The organism is Streptomyces sp. NPDC088707, from assembly GCF_044752725.1.
Classification (GTDB): domain Bacteria; phylum Actinomycetota; class Actinomycetes; order Streptomycetales; family Streptomycetaceae; genus Streptomyces.
Genome location: NZ_JBIVLV010000009.1, coordinates 326,239 through 351,676, shown reverse-complemented (window position 1 = coordinate 351,676; position 25,438 = coordinate 326,239). Strand labels below are relative to the sequence as shown.

The following is a 25,438-nucleotide window of genomic DNA, read 5'->3' as shown; positions in this document are numbered from 1 at the left end:
TTCGATGTTGGGCAGATGGGCCGCGTCGCTCTCCTCCGCGTACGACCCCTCACGTAGAGTGCCGAAGGGTGCCGTCCGACCCGTAACTCTTTCGAGTGACCGTCGTTGAGAGTGCGGAGGCGGTTGAAGGAACAAGCGATCGGGCAGGTGTCCGAGAGCGTCAATCGCACAGGTGACGATTACGTACAGCCCTGGAGGCTCAAGGTGACGCGCTACAGCTGCGAGAGCCGCGGAGGTCAGGCATGACATCCGTCCTCGTCTGCGACGACTCCCCGCTTGCCCGAGAGGCGCTCCGCCGCGCGGTCGCGACCGTGCCCGGTGTCGAGCGCGTGACCACCGCGGCCAACGGCGAGGAAGTCCTCCGCCGCTGGGGCGCGGACCGCTCGGACCTGATTCTGATGGACGTACGCATGCCCGGTCTGGGCGGCGTGGAGACCGTCCGCCGGCTGCTCTCCGCGGACCCCGGCGCCCGCATCATCATGCTCACGGTCGCCGAGGACCTCGACGGCGTCGCCCTCGCGGTCGCCGCGGGTGCCCGCGGCTATCTGCACAAGGACGCCTCGCGCGCCGAACTGCGGGCCACCGTCACCCAGGCGCTGGCCGACCCGACCTGGCGGCTCGCCCCGCGCCGGCTCCGTTCGGCCGAGATGGGCGCCGCGCCCACCCTCACCGCGCGCGAGATCCAGGTTCTCGAGGGCATGAGCCACGGCCGGTCCAACGCCGAGATCGGGCGCGAGCTCTTCCTCTCCGAGGACACAGTCAAGACCCACGCCCGCCGACTCTTCAAGAAGCTGGGTGCCTCCGACCGGGCGCACGCGGTCGCCCTCGGATTCCGCTGGGGCCTGGTCCGCTGAATCGCAGGTAACCGGCCACCTCCCCGCTCTCGCCCGCGTCCCTCGTGGGGTGGGCGGGGCGGGCTTGTGTCACTTCCCCGCGCGATGCCGCATCCTTGAGATGTGGAGTTCCTCGGGGACGAGTCGATCGAGCGGGAGGGGAGGGCGCGGGAGATGGGTTCCAGTTCCGGCGCACCTGCTCATAACGCTTCGGTGCACAACTATGGACGCGGTGCCACGAACGCCGAGGCGTCGGGGCACCATGGAGCGATGCGCGACGACGAGACCGTGGGGTCCCCCATGCCTGCCGGGCAGGGGGAGATCGGCGCGCTCGTGCACCGTGCGGTCGAGGGCGACGCCCAGGCGACGCACGACCTGCTCGCACGGGTGCATCCGCTCGCGCTGCGGTACTGCCGCACCCGTCTCAACCGGCTGCCGGGCGACGCCCGGCACTTCGTCGAGGACCTGGCCCAGGAGGTCTGCGTCGCCGTCCTGATGGCGCTGCCGCGCTACAAGGACACCGGCAGGCCCTTCGAAGCCTTCGTCTTCGCCATCGCCGGACACAAGGTCGCCGACCTCCAGCGGGCCGCCATGCGGCACCCGGGGTCCACGGCCGTCCCCTCCGACGAGATGCCCGAGCGGCCCGACGACTCCCTCGGCCCGGAGGAGCGCGCGCTCCTCAGCGACGACGCCGAGTGGGCCAAGAAGCTGCTCGCCAACCTCCCGGAGAACCAGCGCGAACTGCTCGTGCTCCGTGTGGCTGTCGGACTGACCGCCGAGGAGACCGGGCAGATGCTCGGCATGTCCCCGGGGGCCGTCCGGGTCGCGCAGCACCGCGCGCTCAGCCGGCTCAGGGCGCTGGCCGAGCAGTAGCCACGGGGCCGCAGTGGCCGACCAGTAAGACTCACTGGTGCCAGTCGTCCCTTTCGTACACGTGCGAATGTCCAAAGCTTGCGGCTGATCTTGATCGTGGAATGAGACACCGCTTCAGCCCGTTAGCATGGACATCCGCACCGATCAAGGCCATTTGGGGAAGGTGTCATGACTGCAAACGTCGACGGAGTGCCCGAGAAATTCGCGACACTCGGGCTGACCTACGACGACGTGCTGCTGCTGCCGGGCGCGTCCGAGGTCCTCCCGAACGCGGTCGACACCTCGTCCCGCATCTCCCGCAACGTCCGCGTGAACATCCCGCTGCTCTCGGCGGCGATGGACAAGGTCACCGAGTCCCGCATGGCCATCGCCATGGCGCGGCAGGGCGGCGTGGGCGTGCTGCACCGCAACCTGTCCATCGAGGACCAGGTCAACCAGGTCGACCTCGTGAAGCGCTCCGAGTCCGGCATGGTCACCGACCCGATCACCGTGCACCCGGACGCCACGCTGGCCGAGGCCGACGCGCTCTGCGCCAAGTTCCGCATCAGTGGTGTCCCGGTCACCGACCCGGCCGGCAAGCTCCTCGGCATCGTCACCAACCGCGACATGGCGTTCGAGTCGGACCGCAGCCGCCAGGTGCGCGAGGTCATGACCCCGATGCCGCTGGTCACCGGCAAGGTCGGCATCTCCGGCGTGGACGCCATGGAGCTGCTCCGCCGCCACAAGATCGAGAAGCTGCCGCTGGTCGACGAGGCGGGCATCCTCAAGGGCCTCATCACGGTCAAGGACTTCGTCAAGGCGGAGAAGTACCCGCACGCGGCGAAGGACAAGGAAGGCCGCCTGCTCGTGGGCGCGGCCGTCGGCGCCAGCCCCGAGGCGCTCGAGCGCGCCCAGGGTCTCGCCGAGGCCGGTGTCGACTTCCTCATCGTCGACACCTCCCACGGTCACAACAGCAACGCCCTCAACTGGATGGCGAAGATCAAGTCCAGCGTCGGCGTCGACGTCATCGGCGGCAACGTCGCGACGCGTGACGGCGCGCAGGCCCTGATCGACGCCGGTGTCGACGGCGTCAAGGTCGGCGTCGGCCCCGGCTCCATCTGCACCACGCGTGTGGTCGCCGGCATCGGCGTCCCGCAGGTCACCGCGATCTACGAGGCGGCGCTCGCCGCCCGCGCCGCCGGCGTCCCGGTCATCGGCGACGGCGGTCTGCAGTACTCCGGAGACATCGGCAAGGCGCTCGCCGCCGGTGCCGACACGGTCATGCTGGGCAGCCTGCTCGCCGGGTGCGAGGAGTCCCCGGGCGAGCTGCAGTTCATCAACGGCAAGCAGTTCAAGTCGTACCGCGGCATGGGCTCGCTGGGCGCGATGCAGTCCCGCGGCCAGGGCCGGTCCTACTCCAAGGACCGCTACTTCCAGGCCGAGGTCGCCTCGGACGACAAGCTCGTGCCCGAGGGCATCGAGGGCCAGGTGCCCTACCGCGGCCCCCTGGCCAACGTCCTGCACCAGCTCGTCGGCGGCCTGCGCCAGACCATGGGCTATGTGGGCGCGGCCACCATCGAGGAGATGGAGTCGAAGGGCCGCTTCGTCCGGATCACGTCCGCGGGTCTCAAGGAGAGCCACCCGCACGACATCCAGATGACGGTCGAGGCGCCGAACTACAGCAGGAAGTAACACAGCGCGACGCGTGGGGGCGGTTCCGGCATGTGGCCGGAGCCGCCCCTCACGCTTGTGTCGGGGATACTGGTAGGCGCAGACGTAGAGGGAAAGGCCACACATCGTGACTGAGATCGAGATCGGGCGCGGCAAGCGCGGCCGCAGGGCGTACGCGTTCGACGACATCGCCGTCGTTCCGAGCCGACGCACCCGGGACCCGAAGGAGGTCTCGATCGCCTGGCAGATCGACGCCTACCGCTTCGAGCTCCCCTTCCTGGCCGCCCCCATGGACTCGGTCGTGTCGCCGCAGACCGCGATCCGCATCGGTGAGCTGGGCGGGCTGGGCGTCCTGAACCTGGAGGGTCTCTGGACCCGGTACGAGGACCCGCAGCCGCTGCTCGACGAGATCGCGGAGCTGGACGAGGCGACCGCGACCCGCCGTCTGCAGGAGATCTACGCGGCCCCGATCAAGGAAGAGCTGATCGGGCAGCGCATCAAGGAGGTGCGCGACTCCGGTGTCGTCACCGCCGCCGCGCTCTCCCCGCAGCGGACCGCGCAGTTCTCCAAGGCCGTCGTCGACGCCGGCGTGGACATCTTCGTCATCCGCGGCACCACGGTCTCCGCCGAGCACGTGTCGGGCGCGTCCGAGCCGCTGAACCTGAAGCAGTTCATCTACGAGCTCGACGTCCCGGTCATCGTCGGCGGCTGCGCCACGTACACCGCGGCCCTGCACCTGATGCGCACCGGCGCCGCGGGTGTCCTCGTCGGCTTCGGCGGCGGCGCGGCGCACACCACGCGCAACGTGTTCGGCATCCAGGTCCCGATGGCGACCGCGGTCGCCGACGTGGCCGCGGCCCGCCGCGACTACATGGACGAGTCCGGCGGCCGGTACGTGCACGTCATCGCCGACGGCGGGGTCGGCTGGTCCGGCGACCTGCCGAAGGCGATCGCCTGCGGCGCCGACGCGGTCATGATGGGCTCCCCGCTGGCCCGTGCCACGGACGCGCCCGGCAAGGGCCACCACTGGGGCATGGAGGCCGTCCACGAGGACGTGCCGCGCGGCAAGCTGGTCGACCTGGGCGTCGTCGGCACCACCGAGGAGATCCTCGCGGGCCCGTCGCACATCCCGGACGGTTCGATGAACTTCTTCGGCGCCCTGCGCCGCGCGATGGCCACCACGGGCTACAGCGAGCTCAAGGAGTTCCAGCGCGTCGAGGTCACGGTCGCGGACTCCCAGCACAAGCGCTGACGTCTGTCCCGTACGTACGAGGAGGGGCCCCGCACCGGGTGGTGCGGGGCCCCTCCTCGTACGGCGACGGCTACGAGGCCTTCTTGGCTCCGGAGAACGCGGCGAAGGCGGCGATGCCGAAGAACAGGAACGTCAGCCCGTCCTTGGTCTCGTTCCAGGCTTCGGTGAGCAGGCTGAACTCCTGGAGGAAGAGCTCCGTCGCGGAGACGTCCAGCTCCTTGGAGAGGAGGATCGCGATGCCCAGGAGCTGGCCGAGGTAGACCGCGCCGAGGGCGAGCACGGCGCTCGCGACCGGCAGGACGGGGTTGCGGCCGCCGACCTTGCCGGCGGCGAGGCCGGTGAGGAAGCCGACGCCGACGGCGGCCCAGCCGATCTCGCGCTCGACGCCGCCGATGACGCCGCCGTACAAACCCGCCGACACGAGGGCCGCGACGACCGCGGCGACCAGGCCGAGGGCGACGTTGTCGCGGGCGGGCGCCGGCGGCGGCGCGACCGGGTACTGCTCGGGCGCGGCGCCCCCGGCGAACGGGTTGCCGGGCGGCGGAACGGGCTGGCTCATGGTGCGGATCCCCCCAGGGACGGAAGTAGCACGCGCGTACGTGCATACGAGAGGCCCGGAGACTAGCACCCGCCTATGACAGGGGCACAACAGCTTTGCCCGCGGCTGCGCAGGTCACAGACGGTGGGCCGTGCCCGTGGGGGTGGCGCCTCGGGTGTCGAGGAGGAGTTGGGCCTTCACCGCGAGGCCTTGGAGGTCGTACGTGCGGTGGTGCTGGAGCAGGACCGTCAGGTCGGCGTGGGCGGCGGCCTCGTAGAGGGAGTCCGCGCGGGGGACGGGGAGTTCGCGGACGCGCCAGTCGGCGACGTGCGGGTCGTGGTAGCTGACGGCCGCGCCCAGGTCCATCAGGCGGCGGGCGATCTCGTCGGCGGGGGAGCCCTGGCGGTCCGGCAGGTCGGGCTTGTACGTGATGCCGAGCAGCAGGACCCGGGCGCCGCGGGCCGACTTGCCGTGCTCGTTGAGGAGGGTGGCGGCGCGCTGGACCACGTACTGCGGCATGCGCTCGTTGACCTGGCCGGCGAGTTCGACGAGCCGGAGCGGGCGGTGGGCGCCGACGGTGTCGACGGGGACGCCGTGGCCGCCGACCCCGGGGCCCGGGCGGAAGGCCTGGAAGCCGAAGGGCTTGGTCTCGGCGCAGCGGATGACGTCCCACAGGTCGACGCCGAGCTCGTGGCAGAGCACCGCCATCTCGTTGACCAGGGCGATGTTGACGTGCCGGAAGTTGGTCTCCAGGAGCTTGACCGTCTCCGCCTCGCGGGGGCCACGCGCGCGTACCACCTTGTCGGTGAGCCGGCCGTAGAAGGCGGCCGCCGCTTCGGTGCAGGCCGGGGTGAGGCCGCCGATGACCTTGGGGGTGCCGGCGAAGCCGTGCGTGCGGCTGCCGGGGTCGAGGCGGCCGGGGGAGTACGCGAGGTGGAAGTCACGTCCGGCGCGCAGGCCGGAGCCCTCTTCCAGGAGGTCCCTGAGCAGGCCCTCGGTGGTGCCCGGGGGGACCGGCGATTCGAGGAGGACGGTGGTGTGCGGGCGCAGCCGGGCGGCGAGCGCGCGGGCCGCTTCGGTGACGGCGGTGAGGTCGAGGGTGTGGTCGGGGCCCAGGGGGGTCGGGGCGCAGAGGACGGCGGTGCGGACCCGGCCGAGTTCGGCGGGGTTGGCGGTCGGCCGGAAGCTCCCCGAGAGCATCCGGCGGATCTCCGGGACGGTGAGGGAGCCGTCGACCGGGGAGCGGCCGGCGGCGAGTTCGGCGACGGGGCGGGGATCGGTGTCGTAGCCGATGGTGTCGATGCCTGCGGCGGCGGCGGCCTGGGCCAGGGGGAGTCCGTGGTGGCCGAGGCCGATGACGGCGAGATCAGCGGGCATGGGGGGTGGGCCGTCCTTCCCGATAGCCGGAGGGAACGCGACGCGCAAGCCCGGTGGACAGAACGGGTCGAGCGCAATGTCAGACTAGGCGTAAATATGACCGATATGCCGCATTGTGGAGCCGAAGGTCGCCGAGTGTTATCCACAGGTCGGTGGCGAGGCGGTGGCTGAAGTCGCCGGGGAGGGACAGAATCGAGCTGTGAGCCGGACCACGGGGCCCGGTTCGCGTGCTGGAACGACGGGGGACGACGGGAGGCAAGCCGTGAGGACAGCGACACTGGGACCCGCCGAGCGCGCCGAGGCGCTCGCCGCCATGGCCGAGCGCGAGCTGGACGTGCTGGTGGTCGGCGCCGGGGTGGTCGGCGCCGGCACGGCCCTCGACGCCGTCACGAGAGGGCTCTCCACCGGCATCGTCGAGGCCCGCGACTGGGCCTCCGGCACCTCCAGCCGGTCAAGCAAGCTCATCCACGGCGGCCTGCGCTACCTGGAGATGCTGGACTTCGCCCTGGTCCGGGAGGCCCTCAAGGAGCGCGGACTGCTCCTGGAGCGGCTGGCGCCCCACCTGGTCAAGCCGGTCCCCTTCCTCTACCCGCTCCAGCACAAGGGCTGGGAGCGGTTCTACGCGGGCTCGGGCGTCGCGCTGTACGACGCGATGTCCCTCTCCTCCGGGCACGGCCGCGGCCTGCCCGTCCACCGGCACCTCTCCCGTGGCGGCGCCCTGCGCGTCGCCCCCTGTCTCAGGAAGGACGCCCTCGTCGGCGCCCTCCAGTACTACGACGCCCAGATGGACGACGCCCGCTTCGTCACCACCCTCGTGCGCACCGCCGCGTCCTACGGCGCCCTGGCCGCGAGCCGGGCCCGCGTCATCGGCTTCCTGCGCGAGGGCGAGCGGGTCGTCGGCGCCCGCGTCCAGGACGTCGAGGCCGGAGCGGAGTACGAGATCCGGGCCAAGCAGATCGTCAACGCCACCGGGGTGTGGACCGACGACACCCAGGCACTCATCGGTGAGCGCGGCCAGTTCCACGTCCGCGCCTCCAAGGGCATCCACCTCGTCGTCCCCAAGGACCGCATCCACTCGTCCACCGGGCTGATCCTGCGCACCGAGAAGTCCGTGCTCTTCGTGATCCCCTGGGGTCGGCACTGGATCGTCGGCACCACCGACACCGAATGGGACCTCGACAAGGCCCATCCCGCCGCGTCCAGCGCCGACATCGACTACCTCCTGGAGCATGTGAACACCGTGCTCGCCACCCCGCTCACCCGGGACGACGTCGAAGGGGTCTACGCGGGACTGCGGCCCCTGCTCGCCGGCGAGTCGGACGCCACGAGCAAGCTCTCCCGCGAGCACACCGTCGCCCACCCCGTGCCCGGCCTGGTCGTGGTGGCCGGCGGCAAGTACACGACGTACCGCGTCATGGCCAAGGACGCCGTCGACGAGGCCGTGCACGGCCTCGACCAGCGGGTCGCCCCCTGCGTCACCGAGGACATCCCGCTGCTCGGCGCCGAGGGCTACCGGGCCCTGTGGAACGCCCGGGCCAGGATCGCCGCCCGCACCGGCCTGCACGTCGTCCGGGTCGAGCATCTCCTCAACCGGTACGGCTCCCTGACGGAGCAGATCCTCGACCTGATCGCCGAGGACCCCACCCTCGCCGCACCGCTTCCGGCGGCCGACGACTACCTGCGTGCCGAGATCGTCTACGCGGCCTCCCACGAGGGCGCCCGGCACCTCGACGACGTCCTCACCCGGCGCACCAGGATCTCCATCGAGACCTTCGACCGGGGCACGCTCAGCGCCCGCGAGTGCGCCCGGCTGATGGCGCCGGTCCTCGGCTGGGACGAGCACCAGATCGAGAAGGAGATCGAGCACTACGAGAAGCGGGTCGAGGCCGAGCGGGAGTCGCAGCGGCAGCCCGACGACCTGACGGCGGACGCCGCCCGGCTCGGGGCGCCGGACATCGTGCCGATCTGACGGGACGTCCGGGACGCGCGGGTGGGAACCTGGGGGGTGTGCGGGGGCGTCGTCATCCCGGAGTACGGACCCGGGGACGCCGCCCGTCCTGAGGTGAGGGACAATGGCCTCTCTTCCAGGGCGGGTTACCGCATCGCGCGGGAAGCGGCAGACGCGGCGAAGATCAGGGATCGCAGAGGGGACGCATGTCGGAGGCGGAGCAGTCGCGGGACACGGCGAAGGACCCCGGGCGGGACGCCGCCGCGGGGGCCGCGACCGACGGCGACCGAGGAGTGGTCCCGGCCGCGCGTGAGCCGGAGCGGGACGACGCGACGGACACACAGGACGCGAAGAACGCGCAGGTCGAGCGGGGTGCGGAGAAAGCCGGGGCACCGGCGGCGTCCGCCGCCACGCCCGCGGACCCGGCGCCGGCCGACCTGACGAAGCCCACGAGGTCCGCGGACCCGGCGGGCGCGGAGGACTCGGGTGCCGGGGACGTTCAGGACGCCCCGGGCGGTCCGGACGTGAAGGACGTTCAGGGCGGGTCCGGTGGGCGGCTGCGGGGGACCGAGCCGTCGACCGGGCGGGCCGGGTTCGGCGCGGGCGACGGCGACGGCGAGAGCGACCGTCCCCAGGCGCGGGGTTCCGCGCGCGGCGCCGGCGGCGACAGGGGGCGCAAGGCTCCGGTCAACGAGGGCCGGCTCCTCGCCGGCCGCTACCGGCTCGGCGGGATCCTCGGCCGCGGCGGCATGGGCACCGTGTGGCGGGCGGTCGACGAGACCCTCGGCCGCACGGTCGCCGTCAAGGAACTCCGCTTCCCCACCAGCATCGACGAGGACGAGAAGCGCCGCCTCATCACCCGGACCCTGCGCGAGGCCAAGGCCATCGCCCGGATCCGCAACAACGGCGCCGTCACCGTCTACGACGTCGTCGACGAGGACGACCGTCCGTGGATCGTCATGGAGCTCATCGAGGGCAAGTCCCTCGCGGACGCCGTCCGCGAGGACGGCACGCTCACGCCCCGGCGTGCCGCCGAGGTCGGCCTCGCCATCCTCGACGTGCTGCGCTCGGCGCACCGCGAGGGCATCCTGCACCGCGACGTGAAGCCGTCCAACGTGCTGATCGCCGAGGACGGCCGGGTCGTCCTCACCGACTTCGGCATCGCCCAGGTCGAGGGCGACCCCTCGATCACCTCCACCGGCATGCTCGTCGGCGCCCCTTCGTACATCTCGCCCGAGCGCGCCCGCGGCCACAAGCCAGGCCCCGCCGCCGACATGTGGTCGCTCGGCGGGCTCATCTACGCGGCGGTCGAGGGCAGCCCGCCCTACGACAAGGGCTCCGCCATCGCCACCCTCACGGCGGTGATGACCGAGCCCGTCGACCCGCCGAAGAACGCGGGACCCGAGCTGGAGAAGGTCATCTACGGCCTCCTCGCCAAGGACCCGGCCCAGCGGCTCGACGACGCCCGCGCGCGGGTCCTGCTCCTCGCCGTGCTCGACGCGCCCGACCCGGTGCCCCCGGTCTCCCCCGAGGTCACCCGGGTCGTACCGCTGCCGCCGCGCCCCGACCAGCCTCCGGTGGCCCCGGTGGCCGACCGGGGTACGGCGCCCGAGGCGCCCGCCGACCGGATGCGGGGTGCGCTGAAGTCCGTACGGAACGCGGCGGCCGCCGTGAAGGCCGAGCCGAAGGCTCCGTCGACACCGGCCGCAAGGACGGCGGCGGGTGCCGCCTCCGCGACACGGCCGGGCGGTGGCAGACCGACTCAGGCCCGTGCGTCGCTGACCGACGTCGTACCGCGGCGCACGCTGGTGATCATCGCCGCGGTCGCCGTACTCGCCCTGCTCGGGACGATCCTCGCGGTCTCCCTCAGGGGCGGCGGCGACGAGGGCAACCAGGGCAAGGACAGCGGGGGTACGACGGCCTCGGCCGGCGCCTCCGCCGGCGGTGACGGCTCCGACGGCTCCGGTGGCTCGGGCGGCGACAAGGGCCAGTCGCCCGGCGGCGCCGGCCAGCAGGGCGGCGCGCAGCCCGGCGACACCGGCTCGAACGGGTCGACGGGCGGCAACGGCACGACGGGCTCCACGGGCTCCACGGGCTCCACCGACGGGTCCGGCGGTTCGGACGGCAACGGCACCACGCCGACCGGAAAGCCCAGCGGCGGCACGGGCGCGCAGCTGCCCGCGGGCTACACCCTCGTCACCAACGACCGCTTCCACTTCTCCATGGCGATGCCCGCCACGTTCAAGGTCCGCTCGATACCGGGCTACAGCGGCGGCGGGATATTCAGCGAGAGCGGCGGCTTCCCGCGCATCCAGGTCGACTTCAACTCCACCCCGAAGGACAACGCGGCGGCCGCCTGGGAGCTCGGCAAGATCGGCGTGGCCGCCACCAGCAAGAACTACAAGCACTTCGGTATCCGGACGGTCTCCTACAAGGGCTACCCGACCGTCGCGGACTGGGAGTTCGAGCGCACCCAGCAGGGGATGCGCGTCCATGTGCTCAACCGCGGCTTCAAGGTGGACGCCTCGCACGGCTACTCCATCATGATCAGCTGCAAGGCGGAGGAGTGGAACGGCGCGGAGTGCAGGACGCTGCGCGAGACGGCGTTCGCCACGTTCAGCCCCAAGGACTGACCGACGGCACGTATCGTGAGAGTTCGAGGACCGTACGCAGCCGAACAGAGCCGATAACTGCACGCTGCCGGACCGGAATTGTCGGACTCGCGTGATCCCGTCCGATCCCGAGGGATCCGCGGGTCCACAGGGGGACAGCGTGCGCGCGTGGGGAGGCGTCGTGGACGACTACGCGGGAAGGGTGCTCGCGGACCGCTACCGCCTGCCGCTGCCGCCGGCGGACGCGGACGCGGACGCGTACGACCCGGCCGGGACGCGTGCCTTCGACACGTTCAGCGGTCAGGAGGTCCTGGTCCGCCAGGTGCCGCTGCCCGAGTTCGTCGATGCCGAGGTGCTCGACGGCGAGGGCGGCCCGGCCGGTCCCTACGGCGCCGCGGGGCGGGCCACCCGCCGTCCGGCCGAGCCCGTCGTCCGCCGGGCCATCGAGGCGGCCCAGGCCGCCGCGCAGATCCCCGACCATCCCCTCCTCGACCAGGTCTTCGACGTCTTCGCGGAGGCGGGTTCGCTCTGGATAGTGAGCGAACGCATCGCGGCCAGGCCGCTGGCCGCGCTCCTCGCAGAGCGGCCGCTCAACCCCTACCGCGCGGCCGAGATCGGCGCCGACGTCCTCACCGCCCTGCGCGCGCTCCACGCCCACGGGTGGGTGCACCGGAACATCACCGCCCGGACCGTGCTCGTCTGCGACGACGGCCGGGTGGTCCTGACGGGCCTCGCGGTGGGCGCCGCGGAGGAGGCGCTCTGCGGGTACGCACCCGTGCCGGAGCCCGATCCGGACGCGACGGCGTGGCAGGCGCCGGCCGAGGAGTACGGGGACGGGGGACACGACGCCGAGGGGTACGGCACCGAGGAGTACGGAGCGGGGGAGTACGGCACCGACGTCTACGAGGAGTACGGCTCCGAGCTGTACGAGGCGGAGGTCTACGAGGAGGGCGACGGGCACGTCCCGCACGGGACGGACGAGTTCGAGGAGGCCGCCGAGGAGCCGGCCGGCGAACTGGTCGACGAGCTGCTCGACGAGCAGGCGGTGGAGACGGCCGAGGAGTCGGGACCGGACTTCGGCTACGGGAACGGCCATGGCTACGGCCACGGCTACGGTCACGGCGATGCGGCGTACCTCCCCGAGTCCGGCCCGTATGACCGGGACTCCGGCCCGTACGTCCCCGAGCCCGGGACATACGACACCGAAGCCGCCTCGTACGTCCCCGAAGCCGGCCCGTACGAAACCGAGTCCGGCCCGTACGACACCGAACCCGAGGCGTACGACACCGAGTCCGGCCCGTACGAGACCGAGTCCGAGGCGTACGCCACCGAGTCCGGCCCGTACGACACCGAACCCGAGGCGTACGACACCGAGTCCGGCCCGTACGAGATCGAGTCCGAGGCGTACGACACCGAATCGCCCTCCCCCTACGGAACCGCCCCCGGCGGCTACGGCGCCGACCCCTACGGGCGGGCGCTGCCCGCGGCGCCCGCCGCCGAGACGCAGCCCGCGCCCGTGCCGCCCACCGCCGACGTGCGGGCGGCCCGCGCCGGGGCCATCGCCGCCTACCGGGCCGGCGCGCGCGCTGCCGCCAAGCTCGGCGAGACCGGGGCCCTGCCCGTCCAGCGCCCCGCGCCGGCGGACCCGCCCGGGCCGCCCCCGGCGCCGACCGCGCAGGCGGCGGGTGCGCCCGAGCCGCAGTGGTGGGCGCGGGTGGCGGACGACGACGAGGACGACGAGGACGAGGGCGACGAGCCGTACGGCGCGGGTCCGCAGGCGGGCCCGCCGCCGCGCGTGATGCTGGCCGGCAACTGGAGCGACGGCCCGCACGCGTCGCGGGACGGCTCCCCGCCGATCCCGGCCGGTGGCGGCTCGGGTCCCGGCCGCGGTCCCGTGCTGCCCGGCTCGGGCCGTCCGGCCCTGCCCGCCGGCTACACGGCCGCCACCCCGGACCCGGCACGCCTCCCGGTCCCCGCCGGCGCCCGGGGGGAGGCGGCCCTGGAGGCGGCCAGGATCCCGGCGCAGGCCCAGGCGGACCGTGGCCCCACCACCCGGCTCGCCGCCGAGCGGGCCCGGCAGACCCGGATCGCGGTCGTCGGCGCCGTCACCGAGCGCTGGGCACCCGAGCAGGCCGGTCCCGTCCACGAGAACTGGCGCCTCGCCCCGCCGATCGGCCCCGCCACCGACCTGTGGGCGCTCGGCGCGCTCCTCTACCGGGCCGTCCAGGGCCACGCCCCCTACCCCGAGGACAGCGCCGCCGAGCTCGTCCAGCTGGTCTGCGCCGAGCCGCCCGCCTTCGCCGAGGAGTGCGGCCCGCTGCGCCCGGTCGTGGAGTCGCTGCTGCGCCAGGACCCCACCGAGCGCCCCGACTTCGAGGAGCTGCGCGGCTGGCTGCGCTCCCTCGTGCGCTCGGCTCCGGAGCCTGAGGCCGGTGTCGGAGTCGTACCGCTGCCGTCCTTCGACGAGAGGCGGCTGCCGATCGTGCGCCGGCGCGGCGAGCTCGTACGGCGTCGGCGCGGGGGAGCGGGAGCGGGCCGGCACCGCCACAAGCGGGGCAGGGACCCGCGTCCCCCGACCCAGGCGCACGCCCGTCACGACGACCTCTCCACGCGCGAGTACGGGCCCGCGCCCGTGCGGGACGATGTCCGGGAGGGCGTCCGCGAGGAGTACCGGGAGGACTTGCACGAGTCGTTCCACGAGGAGATCCCCCAGCGCGCTGCCCGAGCACCCAGAGCGCCCCGTGCCTCCCGGACGGCGAAGGCGCCCCGCGGCGGCCGTCCGTCGTCCTCGAAGTCCCCGGGCTCCCCGCAGGCCCTCGGCCGTACGCTCCTCGTCCTGGTCCTCCTGCTGATCGGCGGGGCCGTCGCGTACGCCGTCCTCTTCATGTCCGGCGACGGGGAGAAGCCCACCGCGCCGACCACCCCCACGGCCGGCCAGGCTCCGCGTACGACCGCGCCCACGAGCCCTCCGTCCGCGACGAAGGAGCCGACCACGGCCCCGCCGACCAGCGGACCGGCCACCCCGCGCACCACCCCGCCCGCCGCCGACCCCTCGGGTCCGGCCCTCGCCGCCGGGTACACGCTGCGGCAGGACCCCGAAGGGTTCCGGATCGGTGTGCCGAACGGGTGGCGGCGCAGCCCGGTCAACGACGTCGGGCAAGTGCGCTACACCAGCGGCGACTTCACGATGATCGTGGTCCCCGGCCGCGACAGCGTCGGCGGCAACGGCTCCGACCCGCTGGAGTACCAGCGGTCGAGGGAGCGCGAACTGGACCCCTTGCGGGCGGCCGCGAGCTGGGGGGAGGTGCAGGACGAGCGCCGGGTCACCATCGGTACGACGGTGACGGCCACGGGCAGTTACCTGTGGCCGGACAGCACGGGCCGGATGGTGTTCGTCCGCAACCTGGCCCTGATCGACGGCGGCAGGTACCACGTCGTCCAGGTCATCGGCCCGAAGAACGACCGCGCCAAGGTCTCCGAGATCTTCGACGAGGCCACGAAGGCGTTCCGTCCGGGGCGCTGAGCGGGACCGTGTCGGGAGGGGGTGCCCGGAATGCCCATCGGCCCCCGGTCACAGTGCTGTTCCTATGGCGGCCCCGAGGTTCCGCCACCCGTACCCCCCTCCGTAACCTGGCATCCGAAGGAACGGGCGGGGGCAAGTGGAACATTCTCAGAGCACAGGCGCGGGGCTGCTGCTCGCCGGTCGCTACCGGCTGGGCGAGTCCATCGGACGCGGCGGCATGGGCAAGGTCTGGCGCGCACACGACGAGGTGTTGCACCGCGTCGTGGCGGTGAAGGAGTTGACGGCGGGCCGGTTCGTGGCCGAGGCCGACCGCCTCGTGCTGCACGCCCGTACGCAGAAGGAGGCGCGGGCCGCCGCGCGGATCACGCACCCGGGTGTGGTGACCGTCCACGACGTCCTGGAGCACGACGACCGGCCGTGGATCGTCATGCAGTACGTCGACGGGCCCTCGCTCGCCGACGCCGCCAAGGAGAAGGGCACGATCGACCCGCACGAGGCGGCCAGGATCGGGCTGCACGTCCTCGGCGCGCTGCGCGCCGCGCACGCGGCCGGGGTGCTGCACCGGGACGTCAAGCCGGGCAACGTCCTGCTCGCCCGTGACGGGAGCGTCCTGATCACCGACTTCGGGATCGCGGCGATCGAGGGCGACGCGACGATCACCCGGACCGGTGAACTCGTCGGTTCCATCGACTATCTCGCCCCCGAGCGGGTGCGCGGCGGCGACCCCGGTCCCGCCTCCGACCTCTGGTCGCTCGGCGCCACCCTGTACACGGCGGTGGAGGGCACGTCGCCGTTCCGCCGCACCTCACCGATCAGCACCATGCAGGCCGTGGTGGCCGAGGAGCCGCCGTACCCGGAGAAGGCGGGCCCGCTGGCCCCGGTCATCGTGGCCCTGCTGCGCAAGGACCCGGCGCAGCGGCCGCAGGCGGACGAGGCCGGGCGGATGCTGCTCGACGCGATGGAGGGGCGTACGCCGGCGGCGGCGCAGGCGTACGTACCGACCCAGCGGGTGGTGCGGGACGACCTGGACCCGTCCGGGGACGGTTCAGTCTCCGGCCACGACCTCGTCACGCTGGGGGAGGAGTCCGACGGCCCGGGGCCGACGGGCACGGCCAGGACCACGACCCCGGCGGGCACGACCGCCTCCGGCACGACCCCGTGGCCCCACCCGGCCCAGTCGCCCCAGGCCTCCCCGCCCACCGTCGTGCCGCCGTCCGGCGGCCCCGCCGCCGGCTCGGGCCACGGCCGGAGCTGGCGTACCGCCGTGCTGGCCGCGCTGCTCGCCGGTCTCGTCGCGGGCGGCGCGGTCTTCGCCGCCATGAACTACGCGGGCGGCGACCGCGGCGACGCCGGACGGACCACGACCACCGGCCCCGCCCCCACCACCACCCAGGTCACCGCGAGCGACATCCCGGACGGCTGGCACCGCGTCGACGACCGGGAGGGCTTCAGCATCGTCGTACCGAAGGGCTGGAAGCGGCAGACGGAGGGCGACAACATCGACTACACCCCGGACAACGGCCGCCACCGCATCCGGATCAACATCGACCCCAGCCCCGACTTCGAGAACCCGTACATGCACGCGCTCGACCTGGAGCGCATCGTCGCGAAGCGGATGGAGTACACCCGGGTCAAGCTCGGCCAGACCACCTATCGCGACCAGGTCCGTTCCAGCCTGTGGGAGTTCACCTGGACGGAGAAGCGGGACTTTCCCGGGCCGCGGCACGCGATCGACCTCATGTACTACGCCGACGACGGCACGGAGTACGCGATCTACATGTCGTCCCCGGAGTCGAGCTGGGAGACCACCCGCGAGCAGTTCGACGTCGTCCTCCAGCACTGGCGGGCCCCGGGCGACTGAACCCGGTGGAAATCTCCGGCACGGGCCACCCGGGCCTCTTCGCAGCCATAAGCCCCTGATCAGGGCTTATATGCCAGTGATCGCTGGCGCGATGTGGGCACCCGGTGAAAACGCGTTACCGACGGGTACCCAAAGGGCGGAACGGCGCCTACGCTCGGGCCCATGACGGACTCGCAGGCCCCCGCCGCCCCCTCGGTTCCCGACGCCCCCGCCGCGCAGGCCGGAGCAGCCGCGCCCGCCGGGGCGACCAATCCGGTCGCGCCCGCGCCCGCCGGCGCCCGCACGGCGGCCGACGTCGTGACGCCCGAGGTGGTCGCCCGGCTCACGCGCGGAGTCGTCGGCTCCGGCCGTACCGCCAACCACACGCCGTTCACCGGGGCGAAGCTGGCGGACCTGCCCGAGTCCACCCCCGAGGACGTCGCGGAGGCCTTCACGCGCGCGCGTGGCGCCCAGGCCGCCTGGGCCGCCACCCCGGTCAGGGCCCGCGCCGCCGTCCTCCTCCGCTTCCACGACCTCGTCCTCCAGCGCCAGTCCGAGGTCCTCGACCTCATCCAGCTGGAGACGGGCAAGGCACGCCTGCACGCCCACGAGGAGGTGCAGGCGGTCGCCGTCGCCGCCCGCCACTACGGCCGCAAGGCCTCCTCGTACCTGAGGCCCCGCCGCCACACCGGCGTCGTGCCGACCCTCACCAAGGTCACCGAGCTGCGCCAGCCGCGCGGTGTCGTCGGCCAGATCGCCCCCTGGAACTACCCGCTCGAACTCTCCGTCGGCGACGCGCTCCCCGCCTTCGTCTCGGGCAACGCCGTCGTCATGAAGCCCGACACGGAGACCGCGCTGACCGCTCTGTGGGCCCGTGACCTGCTCATCGAGGCCGGGCTGCCCGCCGAGGTCTTCCAGGTCGTCCTCGGCGACGGCCCGGTCGTCGGCCCCGAGGTCGTCAAGCACGCCGACTACGTCTCGTTCACCGGCTCCACCCGAACCGGCCGCGAGGTCGCCCAGGGCGCCGCCGCCCGGCTCGTCGGCGTCTCCCTCGAACTCGGCGGCAAGAACGCGATGCTCGTCCTGAAGGACGCCGACATCGAGAAGGCCGCCGCCGGAGCCGTCCGCGCCTGCTTCTCCTCCGCCGGCCAGCTCTGCATCTCCATCGAGCGCCTCTACGTGCACGAGTCGATCGCCGACGCCTTCCTGGCCCGCTTCGCCGCCCGCACCAGGGCCATGCGGCTCGGCAACTCCCTCGCGTACGGCGCCGACATGGGCTCGCTCGTCGGCGACCGCCAGCTGGAGACCGTCACGAAGCACGTCGAGGAGGCCGTCGCCAAGGGCGCCACGCTCGTCGCCGGCGGCGTCGCCCGCCCCGACATCGGCCCCCTCTTCTTCGAGCCGACCATCCTCGACGGCGTCGAGGCCCCGATGGCGGTCTGCGGCGAGGAGACCTTCGGCCCGGTCGTCTCGATCTACCGGTTCCGCGACGAGGACGAGGTCGTCGACCTCGCCAACGCCACCCCGTACGGTCTGAACTCCTCCGTCTGGACGAAGGACTCGCGCCGGGGCCACGCGGTCGCGGCCCGGCTGCGCACCGGCACCGTCAACATCAACGAGGGGTACGCCCCCGCCTACGGCAGTGTGCAGTCCCCGATGGGCGGCATGAAGGACTCCGGGCTCGGCCGGCGCCACGGCTCCGAGGGCATCCTCAAGTACACCGAGGCCCAGACCGTCGCCCAGCAGCGGCTGATCCCGCTCGCGCCCTCCTTCGGGATGGACGACGAGAAGTACGCCGCGTTCATGAGCGCGTCCCTGAAGGCGATGAAGGCCCTGCGCCTGCGCTGAACCGGCGCGCGCCTCCCCATCCCGACTGTCCCCTTTTCGTACGAGGAGAGCCATGACCGCGGTACCCCCTACCCAAAATCAGGAGCAGGCGGAGGACGAGGCGTACGACTACGACGTCCTCGTCGTCGGCTCCGGCTTCGGCGGCTCGGTCACCGCGCTCCGCCTCACCGAGAAGGGCTACCGGGTCGGCGTACTGGAGGCCGGGCGCCGCTTCACCCGCGCGACCCTGCCGAAGAACTCCTGGGACGTGAAGAACTTCCTCTGGGCCCCGGCCCTCGGCCTCTACGGCATCCAGCGGATCCACCTGCTCGGCAACGTGATGGTGCTCGCCGGCGCCGGCGTCGGCGGCGGTTCCCTGAACTACGCCAACACCCTCTACGAGCCGCTCGCGCCGTTCTTCGACGACCCGCAGTGGCGGGACATCACGGACTGGCGCGAGGAGCTGAGCCCGTACTACGACCAGGCCAAGCGGATGCTCGGTGTCCGGATCAACCCGACCATGACCCCGTCGGACGTCCACCTCAAGGCGACCGCACAGAGCATGGGCATCGGCGACACCTTCCACATGGCGCCCGTCGGGGTGTTCTTCGGGGACGGGCAGGACGGCGACGGCACGGCGAAGGCGAAGCCGGGCGGCGAGGTGCCCGACCCGTTCTTCGGCGGGGCAGGCCCCTCCCGCAAGGCCTGCACCGAGTGCGGCGAGTGCATGACCGGCTGCCGGCACGGCGCCAAGAACACCCTCAACGAGAACTACCTCCACCTCGCAGAGAAGGCGGGCGCGGCCGTCCACCCCATGACCTCGGTCGTCGCGGTCACCGAGGACTCCCGGGGCGGCTACGCGGTCAAGACCCTCCCCTCCGACAACCGGAGGAAGGGCAAGGGCCGCACCTTCACGGCCCGCAAGGTCGTCATCGCCGCCGGCACGTACGGCACCCAGACCCTGCTGCACCGGATGAAGGACACCGGCCTGCTGCCCCGGATCTCGGCCCGGCTCGGCGAGCTGACCCGGACCAACTCCGAGGGCCTCGTCGGCTCGCAGACCACCGACCGGCGCTACCGGAAGAAGCACGGCAAGGAGCGGGCCGACTTCACCCGCGGCGTCGCCATCACCTCCTCGATCCACCCCGACGAGAACACCCACATCGAACCCGTCCGGTACGGCAAGGGCTCCAACTCGATGGGCGCGCTGACGATCCTCCAGGTGCCGTACGGCGCGCACCGGGTCCGCAGGTGGCTGCTCGAACTCGTCAAGCACCCCGCGCTCGCGGCCCGCTCGCTGTCCAACCGGCGCTGGTCGGAGCGGACCATCATCGGTCTCGTCATGCAGTCCCTGGACAACTCGCTGACCACCTACCGCAAGCCGGGCGGCATCGGGAAGGGCCTGCTCACCGCCCGCCAGGGCCACGGGGCCCCCAACCCGACGCAGATCGAGGCGGCGACCAAGGCCGCCACCCTCCTCGCCGAGGAGATCAACGGCTTCGCGGGATCCAACGTCGGCGAGCTGATGGGCACCCCGCTGACCGCGCACTTCCTCGGCGGCTGCCCGATCGGCGCGGACGCCGAGTCCGGCGTCATCGACCCGTACCACCGGCTCTTCGGGCACCCGGGGATCTCCGTCGTCGACGGCTCGGCGGTCTCCGCGAACCTCGGCGTGAACCCGTCGCTGACGATCACCGCACAGGCGGAGCGGGCGATGTCCTTCTGGCCGAACAAGGGCGAGGAGGACCCGCGGCCGCGGCAGGGCGAGGCGTACGTACGGGTCGCGGCGGTCGAACCCAAGTCCCCGGCGGTCCCCGCCGAGGCCTTCGGCGCGCTGCGGCTGCCGTTCCTGGGGATGCCGGTGGTTCCGCCGAAGGTGTCGTGAACCGACGCGGCCGGCGCCCTGGCGGCCGACACAGGTAAGGGGCGCTGCACCCCCCTCCGAGTGCAGCGCCCCCACCAGCTTTGGTGTTGCTGCATAGATGACCTGCGACCGGCGGGGAAGGTTGTAGCGGTTGCCCAGGATCTTCGTGTGACGCGCGTCACGTCGGAGGGGTGGGCACGCGCAAGGGCCCCGTGGCGCGATTCCGGTCGCGGCACGGGGCCCTTGGAGTCGGCACCGGTGTCAGGGCAGCGGCGGTGCCGAGCGGGGCGGCGCCGGGGGGTTGCGCCGCGTGGGAGAGGGTTCCGAGGGGTTCGCACTGTGCAGGCGGTCGCGGGGGCCACGACCGGAAGAGCCGGTTGCGGCCGGCCCCGAGCGTCCCCGGGGCCGACCGCTCCTTCTGGGTGACCGGGCTGCTGTCCCCTGCTGTCCGGTCACAAGCGCTGGTGCGAGGTCCCACGACGTACCTGAGGTACGCCACACGCCCCAGCGAAGCCACGCGTGGTTTCTTACGGGCCCGCCCCTGGCTGGCACGGACACCCGGACCAACGAAGCCGGGCCGGAGCCGGTCACGCGCCGTACGGGTGAGAGCGGGTCCGAACTCAGATCCGGGGACGCACCCGGATACGCGAGCGCACGCCGAGCGGCGGGAACCGGCCGGGATACGCGAGCGCACGCCGAGCGGCGGGAACCGGCCGGGTGAGCGCGCACGCTCAGATGCGCCCCCGGCACAGCTCCAGCATCGTCATCGCCAGCGCCGTGCCCGGCTTGCCGAGGGCGTCCCTGTAGTGGCCGAGGACCTCCATCTCGCGGGCCAGGTTCACCCGGCGGCCGCCGGAGGAGATCCGCGCCTCCTGGATGACGGCCGAGACGGCCATCCGTTCCTGGATCAGACCGATGATCCGGTCATCGAGCGCGTCGATGCGCTCACGGGCGTCGCCGATCAGCGTCGCCGCCTCGTCGGTGCGGGCGCCGGTCTTCTCGGGGGTGGCGGTGTTCGTCGTCATGGCGGGGCTCCTGGGGTGTCGGATGCCTCGGGGCGAACCGGCCCGGGAACGACAGAACGCCCCGGGCTGTCAGCCCGGGGCGCCTGGGAAGTCGCTTGTCAGTTGCTCAAGCAGCACGACCATGGCAGCCGGTGGGCCGGTTGCCATAGGTAAAGACGAAGGTCGTGAGCTTGCGCATGGCGACAGTATGGACCCCGGCCACGGACCGGAGCCAACCCGGGTTCGGATGGTGAGACGAAGAGCGCAACCGGCGCGCCGGTAGAATCGACAAATAGCACCCCCTTCGGGGGACCCTCCTCCTACCGCCGGAAGGCCGCCGTAGTGTCATCAGCGACCCCCGCTGCCGCGCCCGACGTCACCAACCCGGACGTAGTCCTCGTTGTCGACTTCGGCGCCCAGTACGCCCAGCTCATCGCCCGCCGCGTCCGTGAGGCCCGGGTCTACAGCGAGATCGTCCCGTCCACCATGCCGGTGGCCGAGATGCTGGCCAAGAACCCGAAGGCGATCATCCTCTCCGGCGGCCCGTCCTCCGTGTACGCCGAGGGCGCCCCGCGCCTCGACCGTGCGATCTTCGAGGCGGGCGTCCCCGTCTTCGGTATGTGCTACGGCTTCCAGCTGATGGCGACGACCCTCGGTGGCACCGTCGACAACACCGGCGCCCGCGAGTACGGCCGGACCCCGCTGCACGTCTCCAAGGCCGGCTCCACCCTCTTCGAGGGCACCCCGGTCGAGCAGTCCGTGTGGATGTCGCACGGCGACGCCTGCTCCGCCGCCCCCGAGGGCTTCGCCGTCACCGCGTCCACGGACGTCGTGCCGGTCGCCGCCTTCGAGAACGACGAGAAGAAGCTCTACGGCGTCCAGTACCACCCCGAGGTGCTGCACTCCACGCACGGCCAGCAGATCCTGGAGCACTTCCTCTACCGCGGCGCCGGCATCGAGCCCAGCTGGACCACGGGCAACGTGATCGAGGAGCAGGTCGCGGCCATCCGCGCCCAGGTCGGTGACAAGCGTGCCGTCTGCGGCCTCTCCGGCGGCGTCGACTCCGCCGTGGCCGCCGCGCTCGTGCAGAAGGCCATCGGCTCGCAGCTCACCTGCGTGTACGTCGACCACGGCCTCATGCGCAAGGGCGAGACCGAGCAGGTCGAGAAGGACTTCGTCGCCTCCACCGGCGTCAACCTCAAGGTCGTCGACGCGCAGGAGCGGTTCCTCACCGCCCTCGCCGGCGTCTCCGACCCCGAGACCAAGCGGAAGATCATCGGCCGCGAGTTCATCCGGGTCTTCGAGCAGGCGCAGCTGGAGATCCTCCAGGAAGAGGGCCCCGAGGTCGCCTTCCTCGTGCAGGGCACCCTCTACCCGGACATCGTCGAGTCCGGCGGCGGCACCGGCACCGCCAACATCAAGTCCCACCACAACGTGGGCGGCCTCCCCGACGACATCGAGTTCGAGCTCGTCGAGCCGCTGCGCCAGCTCTTCAAGGACGAGGTCCGCATGGTCGGCCAGGAGCTCGGCCTGCCGGAGGAGATCGTCCAGCGCCAGCCCTTCCCCGGCCCCGGCCTCGGCATCCGCATCGTCGGCGAGGTCACCAAGGAGCGCCTGGACCTGCTGCGCGAGGCCGACGCCATCGCCCGCGAGGAGCTCACCGCGGCCGGTCTCGACCGCGAGATCTGGCAGTGCCCGGTCGTCCTGCTCGCCGACGTCCGCTCCGTGGGTGTCCAGGGCGACGGCCGCACCTACGGTCACCCGATCGTGCTGCGCCCCGTCTCCTCCGAGGACGCGATGACGGCCGACTGGTCGCGCCTGCCGTACGACGTGCTCGCCAAGATCTCGACCCGCATCACCAACGAGGTCGAGGACGTCAACCGGGTCGTCCTCGACGTCACCAGCAAGCCGCCGGGCACCATCGAGTGGGAGTAGTCCCTCCCGCAGGTGTCTGAAGCCGTCGCTCCCCCACCCGGGGGGCGGCGGCTTCGTCGTGTCCGGACTCTGGTGACTTGACCGGGCGGGCATTACCTTCCGGCGCATGAGCGTGATACCCGACCCCGTTCCCGTCGACCGGCTCCACTTCGCCATGCCGCCCGTCCACGCGACGGCCGAGGAGGAACGCACCCACCGCAAACAGCGGCTCGCCGGGGCGCTCCGGGTCTTCGGGCGGTTCGGCTACGAGGAGGGCGTCTCGGGCCACATCAGCGCCCGAGACCCCGAGCTCCCCGACTGCTACTGGGTCAACCCCTTCGGGGCGCCGTTCGAGGAGATCGCCGCGAGCGACCTCATCCTGGTCAACGGCGACGGGCAGGTCGTCCGGGGCGGGCAGCACGTCAACCAGGCCGCGTTCACCGTCCACGCCCAGGTCCACCGGGCCCGGCCCGACGCCGTGGCCGTCGCCCACACCCACTCCCTCCACGGCCGGGCCCTCGCCTCGCTCGGCGAACACCTCGACCCGATCACCCAGGAGGCCTGCGCCTTCTACCAGGACCACGCCCTCTACGACGCCTACACCGGCGTCACCGTGGACCCCGAGGAGGGACGCCGGATCGCCCTCGCGCTCGGCCCGTTCAAGGCGATCGTGCTCCGCAACCACGGACTGCTCACCGTCGGCGCCTCCGTCGACGCGACCGCCTGGTGGTTCATCGCGCTGGAGCGCTGCGCCCAGGTGCAGCTGGCCGCGCGGGCGGCGGGGAAGCCGGTCCTGATCGACCACCGCGAGGCCGTCGCGACCCGCGAACAGCTCGGCAGTGACCTCGTCGCCTGGATCAACTACCAGCCGCTCTGGCGCAGGATCAGCCGCACGGAGCCCGAACTCCTGTCGTAACACCATCGCTTCACCCTTCTGTACGTCAATGCGATGGCGCGGCAATCACCCTCCGGCGGGGCGCACGCGGCAGGCGCGGGAGCCGCCGGTACGACACAATTCCCTGGAACCAACGGCTGGTTGACCCTCCGGGACGCACCGGTACGTGTCGTGAAGTGAGCTCGGGAAGTGAGCACCGTGGCGGTTCAAGAGGCGAGACAGTACGGCGAGCACGCGACGGCCTGCACGGGCTGCGCCCACTGCGGACAGAGCGGCCACCGGCGTGCGGTCGCCGCCTTCCTCGCACGGCGCGACGAACTCGCCGCCGGGCACGGAGTCCCCGCGGCCGTCGCCCACTCCCCGGTCGCCGCCCGCCAGTGGGTCTCCGACGAGCTCGCCCAGTCCGCCCGCGCGGTGGCCGTGCACGGCCGCGAGGCCGGCGTGGCCTGGTTCGACCGGGTACGGCGCGGGGGTCTCGCCGCGGTCTGGGGGGCCGTCGTCCTCCTGCTCCTCGGCCAGGCCCTCACCGCCGTCGGCGGCGGCTGGACCGCCACCCGTACGGCCGGCCTCTGCACCGCCCTGGTCCTCGCCGTCCTGCTCAGCGCGGCGGCCCACGCCCACCGCTCCCGCGGCGGACTCCTCGCCCCGCTGATCGGCGAGGACAACCGGCTCTCCACCTCCCGCGCCGTCGCCGCGGCCTGGTTCCTCCTCCTCGGCTACGCCTTGGTCCTCCTGGCCTTCCTGTCACCGGGCGCGCCTGCCTTCGGTCTCGCCCGGGGCGCCGGTCTGCTGACCGTGCTCGCCCTGGTGTCGGCCGTCACCGTGACCGCCCGGCTCGTCGTCGCGGCGGGCATCGCGTCCCACCGTCTCCAGAAGGTCCGCGCCGACCGGCCGCGCGCCGCCGATCTGCTCTGCGACGACAGCGGCAGGGCCGCGCTCGCCGACGTCCAGTACGTCCTCGTCTCCGGTTCCGCCCTGGTCCTGACGGCCGTCGCCCTCGCCCACGACCCGGCCGGACTCCCCGGGGTGCCCTGGTCCCTCGTGCTCCTCGTCGGCGTCTCGGCCGTCTGGCACCTCGCCGCCCAGTACACCGAGGGCGTCCGCCCCACGATCCACTCCGTGGTCAGGTCCCGGGAGGCCGGCGACCTCGACGCCCCGATCCGCACGGGTGACGACATCGAGATCCGCGGCCGCGGTTTCGTCCCGCCCGGGGCCGGTGCCCCGGACCCGCTGACCCGTCTGGTCGTCCGTATCGGCCCGGTCCACGCCCATGTGCCGCTGGTCCCGGTCCCGGGCGGCTTCGCCAACCCCACCGACGCCGCCCTGACCGTCCCCCTCCCGGCGGACGTGGAACCGGGCCGGGTGGAGGTGTCGGTCGTGACGGCCGCGGGCGTCGAGACCAACCGGGTCACGATCGACGTCGTGGATTGATCCCTCCGGCCCTCCTTCCCGTATCCCTTCGCGGGCCGGGCGAGGAGAATCGTTCCG

Annotated in this window: 16 protein-coding genes; 13 read left to right on the top strand and 3 right to left on the bottom strand. The window is 72.7% G+C overall.

Annotated elements, in window-relative coordinates; genetic code table 11:
- The first annotated feature begins 242 nt into the window (after window positions 1-242).
- The 4 genes from ACIP84_RS27055 to ACIP84_RS27040 all read left to right on the top strand — a co-directional run bounded on the left by ACIP84_RS27055 (window position 243) and on the right by ACIP84_RS27040 (window position 4,608).
- Window positions 243-854, top strand: a complete 612-nt coding sequence (locus ACIP84_RS27055; RefSeq protein ID WP_003948568.1) for a response regulator transcription factor — start codon at window positions 243-245, stop codon at window positions 852-854.
- A 249-nt stretch (window positions 855-1,103) separates the two neighbouring features.
- A complete protein-coding gene (locus tag ACIP84_RS27050) occupies window positions 1,104-1,706 on the top strand; it encodes a sigma-70 family RNA polymerase sigma factor (RefSeq protein ID WP_030318557.1) in 603 nt (200 codons plus the stop codon).
- Between the two features lie 168 nt (window positions 1,707-1,874).
- On the top strand, window positions 1,875-3,377 hold the full coding sequence (gene guaB / locus ACIP84_RS27045; protein ID WP_030318555.1) for an IMP dehydrogenase: 1,503 nt from the start codon (window positions 1,875-1,877) through the stop codon (window positions 3,375-3,377).
- A 106-nt stretch (window positions 3,378-3,483) separates the two neighbouring features.
- Window positions 3,484-4,608, top strand: coding sequence for a GuaB3 family IMP dehydrogenase-related protein (locus ACIP84_RS27040; RefSeq protein WP_030318553.1), 1,125 nt, complete (start codon window positions 3,484-3,486; stop codon window positions 4,606-4,608).
- 70 nt (window positions 4,609-4,678) lie between these two features.
- On the opposite strand, the gene ACIP84_RS27035 is transcribed toward ACIP84_RS27040, so the two are convergent.
- Together ACIP84_RS27035 and ACIP84_RS27030 are read right to left on the bottom strand one after the other, a co-directional pair.
- Complete coding sequence (locus ACIP84_RS27035) at window positions 4,679-5,167, bottom strand: hypothetical protein (RefSeq protein WP_401801019.1); 489 nt, start codon at window positions 5,165-5,167, stop codon at window positions 4,679-4,681.
- A 114-nt stretch (window positions 5,168-5,281) separates the two neighbouring features.
- A complete protein-coding gene (locus ACIP84_RS27030) occupies window positions 5,282-6,523 on the bottom strand; it encodes a nucleotide sugar dehydrogenase (protein ID WP_355965973.1) in 1,242 nt (413 codons plus the stop codon).
- A gap of 262 nt (window positions 6,524-6,785) precedes the next feature.
- Between ACIP84_RS27030 and ACIP84_RS27025 the strand changes: the two genes are divergently transcribed.
- The 6 genes from ACIP84_RS27025 to ACIP84_RS27000 all read left to right on the top strand — a co-directional run bounded on the left by ACIP84_RS27025 (window position 6,786) and on the right by ACIP84_RS27000 (window position 20,158).
- Window positions 6,786-8,492 (top strand): glycerol-3-phosphate dehydrogenase/oxidase, encoded by a 1,707-nt coding sequence (locus ACIP84_RS27025; RefSeq protein ID WP_355965971.1) that lies wholly within the window; start codon window positions 6,786-6,788, stop codon window positions 8,490-8,492.
- Window positions 8,493-8,677: 185 nt separating this feature from the next.
- Window positions 8,678-11,104, top strand: coding sequence for a serine/threonine-protein kinase (locus ACIP84_RS27020; protein WP_401801016.1), 2,427 nt, complete (start codon window positions 8,678-8,680; stop codon window positions 11,102-11,104).
- Window positions 11,105-11,264: 160 nt separating this feature from the next.
- Window positions 11,265-14,606, top strand: a complete 3,342-nt coding sequence (locus ACIP84_RS27015; protein ID WP_401801134.1) for a protein kinase — start codon at window positions 11,265-11,267, stop codon at window positions 14,604-14,606.
- Window positions 14,607-14,742: 136 nt separating this feature from the next.
- Window positions 14,743-16,467 (top strand): serine/threonine-protein kinase, encoded by a 1,725-nt coding sequence (locus ACIP84_RS27010; protein WP_401801014.1) that lies wholly within the window; start codon window positions 14,743-14,745, stop codon window positions 16,465-16,467.
- A 162-nt stretch (window positions 16,468-16,629) separates the two neighbouring features.
- Entirely contained in the window at window positions 16,630-18,294 is a 1,665-nt protein-coding gene (locus ACIP84_RS27005; RefSeq protein ID WP_401801012.1) for a succinic semialdehyde dehydrogenase, read from the top strand.
- A gap of 52 nt (window positions 18,295-18,346) precedes the next feature.
- A complete protein-coding gene (locus ACIP84_RS27000; RefSeq protein WP_401801010.1) occupies window positions 18,347-20,158 on the top strand; it encodes a GMC oxidoreductase in 1,812 nt (603 codons plus the stop codon).
- A 710-nt stretch (window positions 20,159-20,868) separates the two neighbouring features.
- Here the strand turns inward: ACIP84_RS27000 and ACIP84_RS26995 are convergent.
- Window positions 20,869-21,162: a chorismate mutase gene (locus ACIP84_RS26995; RefSeq protein WP_055603524.1), complete on the bottom strand. Its 294-nt coding sequence runs from the start codon at window positions 21,160-21,162 to the stop codon at window positions 20,869-20,871.
- A 321-nt stretch (window positions 21,163-21,483) separates the two neighbouring features.
- On the opposite strand from ACIP84_RS26995, the gene guaA reads away from it, so the two are divergent.
- The 3 genes from guaA to ACIP84_RS26980 all read left to right on the top strand — a co-directional run bounded on the left by guaA (window position 21,484) and on the right by ACIP84_RS26980 (window position 25,381).
- Window positions 21,484-23,076 (top strand): glutamine-hydrolyzing GMP synthase, encoded by a 1,593-nt coding sequence (gene guaA, locus ACIP84_RS26990; RefSeq protein ID WP_355968251.1) that lies wholly within the window; start codon window positions 21,484-21,486, stop codon window positions 23,074-23,076.
- 106 nt (window positions 23,077-23,182) lie between these two features.
- A complete protein-coding gene (locus ACIP84_RS26985) occupies window positions 23,183-23,971 on the top strand; it encodes a class II aldolase/adducin family protein (protein WP_401801006.1) in 789 nt (262 codons plus the stop codon).
- A 177-nt stretch (window positions 23,972-24,148) separates the two neighbouring features.
- A complete protein-coding gene (locus ACIP84_RS26980; protein WP_401801003.1) occupies window positions 24,149-25,381 on the top strand; it encodes a hypothetical protein in 1,233 nt (410 codons plus the stop codon).
- Window positions 25,382-25,438: the final 57 nt, after the last annotated feature.

What these genes read in the sequence shown, in the direction of transcription:
- ACIP84_RS27055 (WP_003948568.1), top strand. Translation starts at nt 243, where the DNA reads ATGACATCCGTCCTCGTCTGCGACGACTCCCCGCTTGCCCGAGAGGCG.
- ACIP84_RS27050 (WP_030318557.1), top strand. Translation starts at nt 1,104, where the DNA reads ATGCGCGACGACGAGACCGTGGGGTCCCCCATGCCTGCCGGGCAGGGG.
- guaB (WP_030318555.1), top strand. Translation starts at nt 1,875, where the DNA reads ATGACTGCAAACGTCGACGGAGTGCCCGAGAAATTCGCGACACTCGGG.
- ACIP84_RS27035 (WP_401801019.1), bottom strand. Translation starts at nt 5,167, where the DNA reads ATGAGCCAGCCCGTTCCGCCGCCCGGCAACCCGTTCGCCGGGGGCGCC.
- ACIP84_RS27030 (WP_355965973.1), bottom strand. Translation starts at nt 6,523, where the DNA reads ATGCCCGCTGATCTCGCCGTCATCGGCCTCGGCCACCACGGACTCCCC.
- ACIP84_RS27020 (WP_401801016.1), top strand. Translation starts at nt 8,678, where the DNA reads ATGTCGGAGGCGGAGCAGTCGCGGGACACGGCGAAGGACCCCGGGCGG.
- ACIP84_RS27005 (WP_401801012.1), top strand. Translation starts at nt 16,630, where the DNA reads ATGACGGACTCGCAGGCCCCCGCCGCCCCCTCGGTTCCCGACGCCCCC.
- ACIP84_RS27000 (WP_401801010.1), top strand. Translation starts at nt 18,347, where the DNA reads ATGACCGCGGTACCCCCTACCCAAAATCAGGAGCAGGCGGAGGACGAG.
- ACIP84_RS26995 (WP_055603524.1), bottom strand. Translation starts at nt 21,162, where the DNA reads ATGACGACGAACACCGCCACCCCCGAGAAGACCGGCGCCCGCACCGAC.
- ACIP84_RS26985 (WP_401801006.1), top strand. Translation starts at nt 23,183, where the DNA reads ATGAGCGTGATACCCGACCCCGTTCCCGTCGACCGGCTCCACTTCGCC.